Origin of the sequence: Synechococcus sp. OH20, from assembly GCF_047502685.1 — a bacterium.
Classification (GTDB): Bacteria; Cyanobacteriota; Cyanobacteriia; order Thermostichales; family Thermostichaceae; genus Thermostichus.
Genome location: NZ_JANSIQ010000011.1, coordinates 141,317 through 154,578, shown reverse-complemented (window position 1 = coordinate 154,578; position 13,262 = coordinate 141,317). Strand labels below are relative to the sequence as shown.

General features: G+C 60.4%; 14 protein-coding genes. 5 read left to right on the top strand and 9 right to left on the bottom strand.

Going from position 1 to position 13,262, the window contains the following annotated elements; genetic code table 11:
• Nucleotides 1-260 precede the first annotated feature (260 nt).
• The 5 genes from NW826_RS02710 to NW826_RS02690 all read right to left on the bottom strand — a co-directional run bounded on the left by NW826_RS02710 (nt 261) and on the right by NW826_RS02690 (nt 2,962).
• Entirely contained in the window at nt 261-731 is a 471-nt protein-coding gene (locus NW826_RS02710; RefSeq protein WP_414509375.1) for a phycobilisome protein, read from the bottom strand.
• A gap of 16 nt (nt 732-747) precedes the next feature.
• The gene (locus NW826_RS02705; protein ID WP_414509374.1) at nt 748-1,287 is read right to left on the bottom strand and encodes a hypothetical protein; all 540 of its coding nucleotides are present in this window, start codon (nt 1,285-1,287) and stop codon (nt 748-750) included.
• A gap of 102 nt (nt 1,288-1,389) precedes the next feature.
• On the bottom strand, nt 1,390-1,671 hold the full coding sequence (locus tag NW826_RS02700) for a hypothetical protein (RefSeq protein WP_414332444.1): 282 nt from the start codon (nt 1,669-1,671) through the stop codon (nt 1,390-1,392).
• A 52-nt stretch (nt 1,672-1,723) separates the two neighbouring features.
• The gene (locus NW826_RS02695) at nt 1,724-2,407 is read right to left on the bottom strand and encodes a V4R domain-containing protein (protein ID WP_414332442.1); all 684 of its coding nucleotides are present in this window, start codon (nt 2,405-2,407) and stop codon (nt 1,724-1,726) included.
• 69 nt (nt 2,408-2,476) lie between these two features.
• The gene (locus NW826_RS02690) at nt 2,477-2,962 is read right to left on the bottom strand and encodes a 2Fe-2S iron-sulfur cluster-binding protein (protein ID WP_414332440.1); all 486 of its coding nucleotides are present in this window, start codon (nt 2,960-2,962) and stop codon (nt 2,477-2,479) included.
• A gap of 457 nt (nt 2,963-3,419) precedes the next feature.
• Here NW826_RS02690 and NW826_RS02685 point away from each other — a divergent pair, with 457 nt between their 5' ends.
• Nucleotides 3,420-3,932 carry a phycobilisome rod-core linker polypeptide gene (locus tag NW826_RS02685; RefSeq protein WP_414332438.1) on the top strand — a complete coding sequence of 171 codons (513 nt, stop codon included), beginning with the start codon at nt 3,420-3,422 and terminating at the stop codon, nt 3,930-3,932.
• A 1-nt stretch (nt 3,933) separates the two neighbouring features.
• On the opposite strand, the gene NW826_RS02680 is transcribed toward NW826_RS02685, so the two are convergent.
• Complete coding sequence (locus tag NW826_RS02680; protein WP_414509373.1) at nt 3,934-4,938, bottom strand: ABC transporter substrate-binding protein; 1,005 nt, start codon at nt 4,936-4,938, stop codon at nt 3,934-3,936.
• A gap of 361 nt (nt 4,939-5,299) precedes the next feature.
• On the opposite strand from NW826_RS02680, the gene cobA reads away from it, so the two are divergent.
• Together cobA and menB are read left to right on the top strand one after the other, a co-directional pair.
• Nucleotides 5,300-6,799: a uroporphyrinogen-III C-methyltransferase gene (gene cobA, locus NW826_RS02675; protein ID WP_414426933.1), complete on the top strand. Its 1,500-nt coding sequence runs from the start codon at nt 5,300-5,302 to the stop codon at nt 6,797-6,799.
• Between the two features lie 49 nt (nt 6,800-6,848).
• The gene (gene menB, locus NW826_RS02670; RefSeq protein ID WP_414378485.1) at nt 6,849-7,673 is read left to right on the top strand and encodes a 1,4-dihydroxy-2-naphthoyl-CoA synthase; all 825 of its coding nucleotides are present in this window, start codon (nt 6,849-6,851) and stop codon (nt 7,671-7,673) included.
• Nucleotides 7,674-7,948: 275 nt separating this feature from the next.
• On the opposite strand, the gene NW826_RS02665 is transcribed toward menB, so the two are convergent.
• The 3 genes from NW826_RS02665 to NW826_RS02655 form a co-directional block, all read right to left on the bottom strand.
• A complete protein-coding gene (locus tag NW826_RS02665; RefSeq protein ID WP_414332430.1) occupies nt 7,949-8,173 on the bottom strand; it encodes a hypothetical protein in 225 nt (74 codons plus the stop codon).
• Nucleotides 8,174-8,366: 193 nt separating this feature from the next.
• Nucleotides 8,367-8,972 carry a precorrin-6Y C5,15-methyltransferase subunit CbiT gene (cbiT, locus tag NW826_RS02660; RefSeq protein WP_414332428.1) on the bottom strand — a complete coding sequence of 202 codons (606 nt, stop codon included), beginning with the start codon at nt 8,970-8,972 and terminating at the stop codon, nt 8,367-8,369.
• Between the two features lie 220 nt (nt 8,973-9,192).
• On the bottom strand, nt 9,193-10,311 hold the full coding sequence (locus tag NW826_RS02655) for a hypothetical protein (protein WP_414332426.1): 1,119 nt from the start codon (nt 10,309-10,311) through the stop codon (nt 9,193-9,195).
• A gap of 150 nt (nt 10,312-10,461) precedes the next feature.
• Between NW826_RS02655 and NW826_RS02650 the strand changes: the two genes are divergently transcribed.
• The gene (locus tag NW826_RS02650) at nt 10,462-12,288 is read left to right on the top strand and encodes an N-acetylmuramoyl-L-alanine amidase (protein ID WP_414509372.1); all 1,827 of its coding nucleotides are present in this window, start codon (nt 10,462-10,464) and stop codon (nt 12,286-12,288) included.
• A 104-nt stretch (nt 12,289-12,392) separates the two neighbouring features.
• A complete protein-coding gene (gene murI, locus NW826_RS02645) occupies nt 12,393-13,259 on the top strand; it encodes a glutamate racemase (protein WP_414332422.1) in 867 nt (288 codons plus the stop codon).
• Nucleotides 13,260-13,262: the final 3 nt, after the last annotated feature.

Below are 13,262 nucleotides of genomic sequence, written 5' to 3'. Positions count from 1 at the left end.
TTTATGGTCGTTTCAAATAAGTTGGTTGCCTGGATCCCAGCTCCCCTCTCCCTGAGGGAGAGGGGCTGGGGGTGAGGGCGAGCTCCCTCAGGGAGAGGGGCTGGGGGTGGTCGCGTTAGCGGCGCGGAGCGCTTGGGCGAGCAGCACGGACCACTGGGATAGTAGGGAGTGCCTTTATCTGGCCATAGGGGGCAAGGAATGGATGAGCAGGGAGTGGGCTGTATACAGTAATTGGTGGATGGATCGAGAGTCCATTGACTTCAGTTGACCAGCATCGACTTGGCCAAGAGCACGTAGGGGCGGATGGCCTCGCTCTCTTCGGGGCCGAAGACAGCGCTGAGGGAGTCGAGCATCAACTTATAGGCAGGCTGGCACTGGTCACGCATCTTGAAGGACTTCAGGATCGTCTCCAGCCAGTAGAGCAACTTATCCCGCAGGTAATCCTCATCGTTGAGCAGCATGGCCAGGCAGCAGTAGCGCCACACCATGCTTAGATCGCGGCGGCAACGCTCCCAGGCCAGGTGCCCATGTTGGCGGGGCAAATTCGGCATCATCGGCTGGAACTTCTCCATCACCCGCTCCACCAGCTCTTGCTCTTTGGCCTGCAGGACTTGATAGAGGCGGACTCGTTTGGGGATCCCTTCCACATAGGCGTGTAGGGTTTTCAACTCGTCCGGGCGCAGATAGCGGCCCTCACTTTGTTGCATCAGCTCGGCGACCATTGAATTCATAGGAAGCCCCCTTGGTTTAGACGAACATTTGCATCAGGGTGAGCGCTTCTTCCGACGGAGCTGCAGTCTCGGTTTGAGGAGCAAATTCCGGCTCAAGCCGCTCTGGGGAAGGGGCGCAGACAGCCTGTAGCGCTTGCCAGTAGGGGACAAGCAAACCCTGCTGCTCCGCCGGCAGGGATCCCTGCACCACCGCCTGCAACTGCTGGAGCGCTTCCGGCAAACCCAGATACCGTTCCATCGCCCCACACCTCCATTGCTGCAGGGGCAAGGGATCCCCCAACAACAAGCTCAGGCTCAGGGAGCGCAAGCAGAAGGCCAGTTGCCGGGCCAAGAGGCGCTGAGTGGGGGTGAGAGAGGATTCTGCCTCACCGCTGTACCCGTGCTGTTGCAGAACCTTCTCGATCCATGCCATCTCCTGCTGTTGCAAAACCTGGTAGAGATGCAGCCGCTCTTGAAAGGAGAGAGCGTAGCGGATGAGATCCTGCAGATCGTCGGGCGTCAGGTAATCCCCTTCTCGATCGGCAATGCGCTCCGGCCAAGGGTAAAGGTCATTCATGGGTGAGGTCTCCTTAAAAAACCCGATTCAAAACCAGTCTCAAAACGAGTCAAAAGATCGAGCGGCTCGAGGAAGCAAAACCCAAGTTGGGGCAAAGCAGGGCTAGAGCAAGGCTCCACCAAACAAAGCGGCAAAATCCTCAAGCGTAAAGGGATCCTCTGGCGGCAGCTCCGGCGGTGGCTCAGGGCGCGGGCGGACGCCCGACCAATTGCAGCCGGCAAAAAACTGCCCTACCGACTGGGCCAAGAACAGGGGGGAGTCCGACAGCGATTCTGGAGCGAAGGGAGCTTTGGCCAAGGGCCGGTTATCCCAGTTCAACCCCTGTAAAAACACCGCCAGCGGCTGGGTTAAGTCCAGATCGGTGTCTAGGTTGAGGGTGACCATGGGCGTTTCTCCAAAGTGGCGGGGGAAGGACTGCAAAAGCCACAGGCAGACCTCACAGTTGGTGCAAACGCTGCTCGATTTCGCGGGCGCTGGCCCCTTCGCTCACCCAGAAATTGGCGGCATCGATGCGCTCTTGCCCGCCCAGCAAAAACTTGCAATAGGTCTCCCCCATGGCGTAGCACTGGATTTCGATGCAGGCCAGCTCGCGGGAAGTCATAGCAGAGAAAAATCCGGCAAATAGCCCGGCATAGAGGTGACAAACCGGCTTGCCCACATCGCCCAAGGTGCGGGCCACCAGCGAGTCAAACAGGTTGATGAATAGGAACCCTTTTTGTTTGGACTCGGTTTCCACCTCCCACTTGCCCCACCCTTGCGCCGTAAAAGGCCACCACCAGGTCTCCAGCAAAAACAGAAGGTTGGACTGCTTGACCCCAACTCCGTACTCCCGCTCATACCACTGGGAAAAATGCTGGGCATCGCGGCTGCCCCAGTCTCTGCCGATGGTGTACATCACCGCCGCAGAGGCATCGCCCACTTCCCGCTCTAGGCCCGCCTGCAGGCCGACAATGAAGTCTTCGCTGAGCAGCAGGTTTTGGGTGTTGTTCCAGTCGATGATCGTGCCTTGCTCTCGGTTAAAGCGGAAGAAATCGCGGTAGCTGTAGTGGGCGTGCTTGTCGCGGCCCACCGGCATGGTGACTGCGGGACGGGGATCCGGTCGAGTGGTAACGCTGGCCATGGCTTTCTCCTCAACAAAACTGAGCCGTGATCCACTGCAGCAGGAACCCAAGCAGAGTGTTGGGATCCCTTAGGCCTCGCGGGTCTGGGCAAGGGTGCTGCCGATGATGCGGAAGTCTTCGTTTTCCAGTTGCTTGATCGTGGAACGGGTGATGATCTTGCCCTCCTCCACCAAAACGCGCCCTGTTCGGGGGTGCAGCAAGTCTTGTTCGGCCCGCCGACCGATGAGCACCTCGATATCCTTCAGCGAGTTCACGTACATCCCCGGCGGCAGCTCCACCACCACCCCATCGGCCACCACCCGTGCCTGACAGGCCAAGCGGGAATTGCTGCGGGCGCTGGTGATCGTCTCCAGGGTTTTGGCCTCGCGGGGGGTGATGGGGGTGAGGCTCTCCATGCCCTCCTTGACGTAGACATGACAGGTGGCGCAGAGGCCGCGGCCGTTACATTCCTTGGAGACATGGAGCTCCTCCGACAAAATGGCCGACAGCAGATTGCTGTAGGTATCCACCTCCGAGACACGGGATAGAGGATCTAGCCGGATTTGTTTCACCATAGGTGGGATCCCCAACTTCAAGGCAGACAAAAACTCTGCCGGCAGATACGCCCTGCCGCAAAAGCAATGCAAGCGAAAAATCAGTTCCTACTCGTATTCTGGATTTTGGCCAGGCTGAGAGAATCAAAATGTCATAATCTTTAACTACGAATAAATACGGAAATTTTCTCCATGTAGAAAGCTGGAAAGTAGAATCACATAAACTCGAAAAAACTGGGGGCCTTCTTGTAAACATTTATCGCAAGCTTCCCCAGTTCAACTTATCGACAAGATAAATCTTGAGTAGGGCTTTTGCTCGATTGGATTTTGGGTTGGCATTGACAATTTTCGGATCTGGTTAATGCCGACTGTAAAAGTGTATCGAGCAACCCTATCTTCATTGTTTCTTTAAGTTGACCTCTTGTCTAATCGGTTTTTGTTCGCTTTTTGTCGGTCGCGTTGCTTGGGAGCTATCGCTATGGAACTACGCCAGCGGGATCCGCAAACGTTGCAAAACCTGTTGCGGGCTGCCTACCAACAGCTTTTGGAACGCCAGCCCTACCAGCACGAGAAGGCGGGAGAGCTGGAAAAAATCGAGCAGGACTTTCTGCGGGGTCGGATTGGGATCAAGCGGTTGGTTCGCCAAATTGGGGGATCCCGGCTCTACCGGCAGCTCTTTTTCAGTGCCGGCTGCAACACCCGCTGCGTGGAGCAGGGTTTTAAGCACTTTTTGGGGCGGGCCCCGGCCAGCAAGGAGGAGGTGGCCGCCTACCACGACATCTTGCTCCACCAGGGCTTTCAAGCCATGGTCAATGCCTTTATCGACTCGGAGGAGTACCGCCACACCTTCGGCAACGACCAACTGCCCCACCCGCGGCAGCGGCTGAGCGGCTGCCCGCCTCTGGCCTACCTGCTGACGGAGCAGATGCACCGGCGCCATGAGCTGGCGATGCAGGGATCCCCGCGGCTGCAGAGCTTGGCGGTGATGTAACTCAGGCGGCGGGAGCGGGAAGAAAGTCGAGGCTGTAGGCTTGGCGGGCATTCAGGCCAGCTTCGACAATTCCCAGGGCCACCATTTCCTGAACATAGGTCTGCCAGCGCTGGTGGGTCATGGCACCGATCCCCAGGGTGGCCGCGTCGCCGCCGGTGAGGAGGCCGTAGTCTTTTAGGGCTTGGTGGGCGTAGGCCAGAAGGGCCTCGCTCATGTTGGGGTTGTCCTGGCGGATGAGGCGGTTGCCGGGGCGGGGATCCTCCAGGTAGCTTTGCCAGCCCGCGATGGAGGCGGCCACAAATTTTCGCACCTCCTCCGGGTGCTGTTCGGCAAAGGGGCGGGTGGTCTCCAGCGTGGTGGCATAAGGGGAATAGCCGTAGTCGGCCAGCAGGAAGACAACAGGATCAAAGCCGCCCTCCTGGCGCACGCGGAAGGGCTCGGAGGTGACATAGCCCTGCTGGGCAGAGGATTTGTCCAGCAGGAAGGGGGCGAGGCTGAGGTTGTAGGGGCGCTTTTGCTCGTCGCTGAAGCCGAACTTGGCCCGCAAGAAAGGCCAGTAGGTGAGGTTGGCTCCCGGAGAGACCCAGATGGGCTTGCCCCGCAAGTCTTCCAGGCGCTCGATGCCCACGCCCGGATGGACCAAAAGACACTGGGGATCCTTCTGGAAAAAGGCGGCCACGGTGAGCACGGGGATCCCTGATTGCAAGGCCGCCAGGGCGTCGGGGCTGCCGCCGAGGACAAAGTCCGCTGCTCCCCCAGCCAGCAGTTGCAACACGTTGACCGCCGTTCCCCCCATGCGGATTTCCACCTGCAGGCCGTAGTCGGCGTAGATACCCAGGGCCAGGGCCTGGTAGAAGCCGCCATGCTCCGCCTGAGCATACCAGTTGGTCACCAGGCGCAGGGGCCGGGATCTGGAGCGGCGGGATCCCGCTGCTGCTGTCACTAGAGCAGCTCCACTGGCTAGAAAGCGCCGTCGGGGCCAGAGCTCTGCGGTCGTGCCAGACATGGGCAGGGATCCTCAGACTGCAACGCTTTCAGTATCTCGCAAGCAGGTGGTTTTTGCCTCAGCTTGGCCCAAATAGCCCCTAGCCGGATGTCGGTATCTCTCCTCTCCCATCCCTCACCCCCGGCCCCTCTCCTATCCCTCACCCCCGGCCCCTCTCCCATCCCTCACCCCCGGCCCCTCTCCCAGAGGGAGAGGGGAGTTAGAGCGGCGCGTTCGCGACAGCGTTGCGGAGCAATAACGACGTCAATGACGACGTAGAGAAACGCTTCGTTGCTATTTGAAATGACTACAGTTGCAAAGGGAGCGGGATCCCGCTTTTGCGGCAGGATCAACAGGTAGAGGGCAAGAGAAGGGGTGCGGCATGGGCAAGGTGTATCTGGTGGGGGCGGGGCTGGGTGGGCGGGACGGCCTGACGCAAGGGGCGCTGGAGATCTTGCGGCGGGCTGAGGCCGTTTGGGTGGATGAGCTGGTGGACGAGCGCTTGTTGGCGGAGTTGCCCCCCCAGGCGCAGGTGTGGCGACGTTCCGAAGCAGCGAGCTTGCAGGAGGGCATCCGCTGGCTCATCCAGCGCTGCCGGGAAGGGAAGCAGGTGGTTCACCTCAAGGCGGGGGATCCCTTGATCTTTGGCCGTGCCCGCGAGGAGGTGCAGGCCCTGCGGGAGGCGGGCTGCCCGTTTGAGATCTGGCCAGGTCTGTCGTCGGCCCTGGCCGGCCCTTTGTGGGCAGGGATCCCTCTGACCGATAAGCACTTGAGCCGCGCCTTTGCCGTGCTGACCGCCCATGAGCTGGAGCCCCTGCCCTGGGGCGCTCTGGCCCAGTTGGATACGTTGGTGATCTTGATGGGATCCCGGCAGCGGCAGCAGATTGCGGCCCAGTTGGTGGCAGCCGGGATCCCGCCTGAGCGAGCCGTAGCCGTGATCTGGGGGGCGGGGCAGGCGGAGCAGCAGGTTTGGGTGGGCACCCTGGCAGAGCTGCAACAGGGGGAAGGGTTGGAGCCAGAAAAGCTGCCTGGCCTGCTGGTGGTGGGCGAGGTGGTGCGGCTGCGGCAGGAGTTTTTGCCAGGGATCCCACCGTTACCGCCACCGGCTCCTTTGGCAGGCAAAACGGTGCTGGTCACCCGTTCCGAGGGGCAGTCGCCGGCTTGGCGCGAGCTGCTGCAGGCTCAGGGGGCGCGGGTGCTGGAAATGCCCGCCCTGGTCATCCAGCCGCCTACAAGCTGGGATCCCTTGGACGCAGCCATTGCCGACCTGGAGAAATTCGATTGGCTGCTGCTGACTTCGGCCAACGGCGTGCAGGCTTTTTTCGAGCGGTTGCAGCAGCAGGGGCGAGACAGCCGGGCGCTCCACCCTGTGCGGGTGGCAGTGGTGGGATCCAAAACGGCGGCGGTACTGGCCCAGTACGGCATCCGCCCAGATTTGCTGCCCTCTGAGTTTGTGGCCGAGGCCCTGCTGCCCATTTGGCCGGAGCCAGTGCAGGGGCAGCGCATCCTCTTTCCCCGCGTCGAATCCGGAGGACGGGAGGAGCTGGTGCAGGGGCTGCGGCAACGCGGAGCCGAGGTGGTGGAGGTGGCGGCCTACCAGTCGGCCTGTCCGGCAGCAGCGGATCCCCAAGTGCTCGAGGCCCTCAAAGAGCGCCAGGTGGATATCCTCACCTTCGCCAGCTCCAAAACCGTGCAGCATTTTGCCCATCTCCTGCGCCAGGCGGGGCTAGGCCCTGAAGTCTGGGATCCGCCGGTGCAGATTGCCGCCATCGGCCCCAAAACGGCAGCAACCTGCAAGCAGATCTTGGGGCGGGTGGATGTTGAGGCGCAGGAGTACACCCTGGAAGGGCTGTTGGGATCCCTCGTTCAGGCAGACGGTTAGCGCGGATAATGGGCAGGGATTGGCAAAGAAAAGGAACCCCCAAGACACCATGTGGCAGACGGCCAAGCTCTACGAAGACATCCTCTACGAAAAAACCGACGGCATCGCCAAGATCACCCTCAACCGGCCCCACAAACGCAATGCCTTCCGCCCCAAGACGGTTGCCGAGATGATCGACGCCTTTCTGGATGCGCGGGAGGATCCTAATATTGGAGTCGTGCTCTTGACGGGCGCCGGGCCGCATACGGATGGAAAATATGCCTTTTGTGCCGGCGGGGATCAGAGCGTGCGGGGGGAGGCCGGCTACCTGGACGAGGCCGGGATCCCGCGTCTTAATGTCCTGGATCTGCAGCGCATCATCCGCTCCTTGCCCAAAGTGGTGATTGCGCTGGTGGCCGGCTATGCCATTGGCGGGGGCCATGTTTTGCATCTCATCTGCGATCTGACCATTGCCGCCGACAACGCCATCTTTGGCCAAACCGGGCCGCGGGTGGGCAGCTTCGACGGCGGCTTTGGGGCCAGCTACCTGGCGCGGGTGGTGGGGCAAAAGAAGGCGCGCGAAATTTGGTTCCTCTGCCGCCAGTACACAGCCGCCCAGGCGTTGGAGATGGGCCTGGTCAATGCAGTGGTGCCCGTGGAGGAACTGGAAGCAGAAGGGATCCGCTGGGCGCGGGAGATCCTCCAGCACAGCCCCCTGGCCATCCGCTGCCTCAAAGCAGCTTTCAACGCCGATTGCGACGGCCAGATGGGGCTGCAGGAGCTGGCCGGGGACGCGACGCTGCTGTATTACATGACCGAGGAAGCTGCCGAGGGCAAACGCGCCTTCTTGGAGAAGCGCCCTCCCAACTTTCGCCAGTTTCCCTGGCGGCCCTAGTTCTTTCCATGAATTCCACTTCCCCGCAGGGAAGCGACCGCCGAGATCCAGCAAAAGATTGACCAGGCCAGCGGAAAAATCAGGGTTTGAGGGTTGTCTCCGACCCTGTCGCTGAATTTTGGGTATAAAGCTTTACAGAGATCCCGGTGCTGCTGTTGAGGTGGCCTGGGATGGGCTTCTGAGAGGTGGGCCAAGAGGGTCTTTCTAGGGATCCACGACATAGCTATCCTGGGAGAGGCGCTCGTTACTACAAGCCACAACAGCGGCTGGGATCCCTAAGTTCCTGAGGATTTGCTGGGCGGGCTCTCTCTGGCTATCTCTTGTCTGCGCCGATCCCCAATGCCGCAGTCACCACAGCATTCCGGTCGCTTGAAGTCGTCCCAATGGATGCAAGCCCGGCAGCCCTTCAGCATTTCCGGCCAGCGCTCTCGAATCAACAGTTGCCGCAGCTTGACTTCCCGTGACTCCTGAAAGGGGTGTTGGAATTGGTCCATAGCCATTGGGGTTTCCCAGCTCTCTTAATCTGGTATAAGAGCAGATTTGAGTTTGAGTTCGAGAAATATCGGCATAGCTTAAGGTTTGGAATGGGCCCATCCTTCTTACTGGTTCAGGATAGCTGAGATGAACCTATCTAATTTTGTCTGTCGCTTTGAGAAAAGATTTACCAAAAAATGTAAACAGGTTATATAAAACTTAGCTCATTTTTTCTCCGCTTAAAACAAAAGTGGGATCCAGCGGCAGCAACATTTGAGTCCGACCGCGGTGTTCCAGACGGTTCACCGCCGATTGAATGACCTCCACATGATGAGCCCGCACAGCAGCCAGACCGGCGGAGAGGCCGTAGAGCCCATCCAAAGAGTTGGTTGTCGCCACGATCCGTCCGTTGGGATTGAGATGGCTCCAGCAGGCTTCCAGGATCTCCCGTAGGGGATGGCCTCCCTCAATGCAGATGCGATCCGGTGCAGGAGAAAGGTGTTGCAAACAATCGGGGGCAGTACCTTGAATCACTTGCACGTTGGTGAGGCCAAATTTCTCACAATTGCTCTCGATCAAGCTGACCACCTCTGCGTCTCGCTCGATGGCGATCACGCGAGCCTTGGGGCACAGAACAGCCGCTTCAATGGCAATCGTGCCCGTTCCGGCGCCAATATCCCACAAGCAGTGGTTCTCTCCCAGGCGCAACTGGCTCAGCACCAACACGCGCACCTCGCGAGGGCTCATCGGGATCCCTGGAATGCGTTCAAAGGCAGAATCCGGGATCCCTGGGGTGCGGTAGGGCCAAGGGAAAGGGGTTGACATTGCAAGGCACCGCTGCTGTGCATCTATCCCTCAGCATAGAGCGAATGCTCGACAGACCATCGCCGGTCTGAAAACACCTTCTGGATCCGATCAAGTTCTGGCCATTTCCAAGAGCCATGAAACGGCTCGTTATGTCGATCTCCCCTCTCCCTCTGGGAGAGGGGCTGGGGGTGAGGGATGTAGCTCCCTTGGCTGGAGTAGATAACGCTGGAAAAAGCTGTTAAGGACATTTGCCTGAGCCGAAGTGTCCCAAACCATTCATCCAAAGGATGAGCCTTGCTCGCAGGTAGAGCCAAATCTCATCGTTTGCCCGCAACAGGAATATGACATAGAGGCTCAATACGACTAAGGCACACAAATTTCCCAAAAAAGTGTAGGTTTGGATAATTCGATCGGTACTCCAGCCAAACTCGTAGTTTAGGCGGTTCATATCCCCACTGGCATCTCCTTGCCCGCCAAACAGAGTTCCCCAAGGGATCTGGTTCAGGCCCAATTGGATAGTGTGCCACTGCCAAAAGCTTTTCCATAGGCTGCTGGCTGCAATTCCCAACACTATGAATCGCCAAAAATCCCATCGCCAACGATCCGGCAAGCGAAGATAAAAGCTGGCTATTAAAAAGGTGCTGAGATAAAACTCACCGCCAACGCCGCCAAAGGTAATCAGCAGCTCTTTGGTACGATTGGGCAGCAGCCAAGTCATATAAAACTGCAACAAGGCCAGAAAAATAGCCAACGCCTGCAGCCATCGGATCCGTTCCTTGCGGGCTGACCGGAACAGCAAAGCCAGCAAAAAAAGGATCCCAAAGTATACAAAGGGATCCTCTTTTGAGCTGATACTGGTCCAGCCAAAGGGCAGGGGCAAAGCTGGATGTCCGCTCCACCAGGCAATGGTGGCATGGCCAAACTCGTGAATCCAGATGTGTAAAGGCAAATGCAACACCTGCAACAAGCCAACGTTGTTTACCAGCAGGGCCACTGCAAATGCAACCGGATAAGCCCAGATATTGACCGCCCAGCTATCGAAAGAAAAGCGATCCCAACGCTGCTGGGATCCCAACTTGAGGCTGCGCTGCCAGAGCAATTGGGAGCCGCGGTAAGCACAAATTTCCACTTGCTTCAGCCGCGGGATCCGCAGTTGCTGCACCATCAAAAACAGTTGGGCAACGAGCAGAGATGGCTGTTGGGGCAGGGATCCGGTGAGGTGGATGTGCAGGGTTTCATCGGCAAAGTTCACCCGTCCGGGCCAGCGTCGCCGCAGCAGCTCCAGCCGCACAACCCGCACAATCGATTGGCTGTCCCCAGCTCGCGCTAGGGTGAGGGGATCCGGTGGGCTGGGCATCCCAGGATACCTCCAAAAATCAAAAATAAGGAGCGAACCCATCATCCCCCAACCCCGCCAGCAAGAGCGAAATTGCGCTCCCTCTCAGGCCGCTCCCGGGGGAGGTTGGTATAGTTGAGGGCAGCAGGTGTGCGGAGTGGATGGAGGGTCATGCCCGAATTGGACAAGCCAGGGTCAAGGCAGATATGGGGGGCGATGCTGCTGTTGAGCTTAACCGGAGCAGGCGTGTTTCTCCCTCAACCTGTCCGGGCTCAGGCAACCACGGCTCCAGGTCTATCTCACATCGACCGTTGGTACTACGATCCGCAGCAGGGACGGCTGGAAGTCAACACCCAGGGCGAGGTGCGGCCTTTCCTGTTTGTGCTCCAGAATCCGCCGCGGGTTGTTCTGGATTTTCCCAACACCCGCTATGGACGGGATCCCCAAACCCAGACTTTCCCAGGCCGTGTTGCCTCCCTGCAGATCAGCCAGCTCACAGAGACCATCACCCGCTTTGTGCTGTATCTGCAGCCGGATCAGCCTCTCAGCCTCAACCAACTGCAACTGCTCACCGCCGGCCCCTCCCGCTGGGCTGTTCAATTCCTCCAGGCCGGCCAACCCTCGCCTGCCGCCCCGCTGTTTCCCCCTGGCCCCCGCGATCCTGCGTCCCCTCCTTCGCGGACGCCACCTCCCCGCAGCCCCGCTCCCTCCCGTGCCGACCATCAGATCTTGGGGGTATCCCCGCAGGCGGAGGGTTTTTTCATCCGCACCCAGGGCAGCCCCGCCACCACGGTGCGGCGCATCCTCGATCCGGATCGGGTGGTGGTGGATTTTCTCAACACCACCCTCAGCCCCGCCCTCACCCAACGAGCCTACATCGTCAACCGTCTGGGGGTTTTGCGGCTGCGCATCGGGCAGTTTGAGCCCACGATTGCTCGGGTGGTGTTGGATGTGGATCCTTCGAGTGGCGATTGGGAAGCCCGCTACGACCCGCAGCAGGGCGGGATCTGGATCCAGCCCGCCGGTGGCGCTGACCAGGCCAGCCTTTTGCCGGAGGTCAGCCAGGGCGATCCCCAAGGGCCGCTGGCTACCTTGCGCTCGGTGGAGCTGCAGGGCAATCAGCTCATCATCAGCGCCGATGGGTTCCTGTTTTACCGGGCTGGCTGGGATCCGGAAAGCGGCGGCTACCGCATCAACGTGGCGCCGGCTCGCCTGCCCCAGTCTTTGCCAGATCCCGGCTTGCCGGTTGGGGGGCCGGTGGAGCGGATCCGCTTTGTGCAAGAAGATGCCCGCACGGTCAGCATTCTGGTGCAACCTGCCGAAGAGTTCAATGTGTTTGAGCCCCACCCCGGCCAGGGATCCCGCCGCATTACCTTGGAGCTGCGGCCTCTCAACGCCCCGCCGCCAACACCTCAGCGGCAACCGTCTGCCCAAGCTTCCCCTCCTCCACCCCAGGGCCGGACGGTCATCGCCGTCGATCCGGGACACGGCGGACGGGATCCCGGCGCCATCGGAGTGGATGGGATCCAGGAGAAGGACATCGTCCTCTCCGTTTCCCACCAGGTACGACAACTGCTGCAAGAGCGGGGCTATGGAGTGGTGATGACTCGCACCGACGACCGGGAAGTGCTGCTGCAGCCGCGGGTGGATATGGCCGTTCAGGCCAACGCTGCCCTATTGGTGAGCATCCATGCCAACGCCCTGGATCGCTCCGGCATCCACGGCATCGAGACCTACTACCTGCGGCCCGATAGCGCCGAGCTGGCCACCATCCTGCACCGCAGCTTGGTGAGGGCCACCGGCGCTGCCGACCGGGGGGTGCGACGGGCCCGCTTTTTCATGGTGCGGGAAACGCCCGTGGGTATGCCTTCCGTGCTGCTGGAGTTGGGCTATGTAACCAACCCAACCGAAGGGCGAAAATTGGCTACTGCCGAATACCAGGCTATTTTGGCGCGGGCCATTGCCGAGGGCATTGAGGCCTTTCTGCGCAGCCGCTAAGGTCCTGCAGCCGATCCCAGGGAGAGGGCCAGAAAGCGATGCCGACAGCCTCAGAGGCAGGGTAGGATACAGCAGCTTAGCCAAGGTGTTGAGGAGAACGGAGCATGCGTTGGGATCCGGATCCCGGTTGGCCAATTGGGGTGTTTGACAGTGGCTTGGGCGGGCTGACGGTTTGGCGAGCCTTGCGCCGCCGCCTCCCCCAGGAACGGCTCCTCTACTTTGCCGATACGGCGCGGCTGCCCTATGGGGAACGCTCCCCAGAGGAGATCTTGACCTTTGTGCGGCAAATTCTGACGTGGATGCAGGCGCAGCCGGTGAAGCTGGTGGTGATGGCCTGCAATACCAGCTCAGCTTTGGCCCTAGAACACGTGCGGCAGGAGTTCGCCCTGCCCATTCTGGGGCTGATCCTGCCGGGCGCCCAGGCGGCCTTGTCTCAGGGATCCCGCATTGGGGTGATTGCCACGGCGGCCACCGTTAAAAGCCGCGCCTACTCCAGGGCCATTCAGGAGTACAGCGCCCTGGATCGCAGGCGTTTTCCCCAACCTGTCCAGTGCTGGGAGCAGGCCTGCCCGGAGTTCGTCCCCCTCATCGAAGCCGGCCAGTTGGACGGCCCCGCCCTGCGGCAAGCGGCCGAACGCTACCTGCAGCCCCTGTTGCAACAGGGGATCGATACCCTCGTCTACGGCTGCACCCACTACCCGCTGCTGGATCCCCTCTTGAAATCCCTGCTGCCCCCAGCCGTCAAACGGGTGGATCCCGGCGTGGCGCTGGTGCGATCCCTGGCCCGCGAACTGAGCTTGTGGGGCTTGCGCCGCCCCTCGGCCGCCGCCCAGGAGGAACCCTACCGTTTCTGCGTGAGCGGGGATCCAGAGCGATTTGCCCGCTTGGCCACTCCTTGGCTGGGCTTTCGGCCCCAGGTGGAACGGGTGGAATGGCCGGCCTTGGATGTCAACAGCTCCCGCCGCCCCTGAACA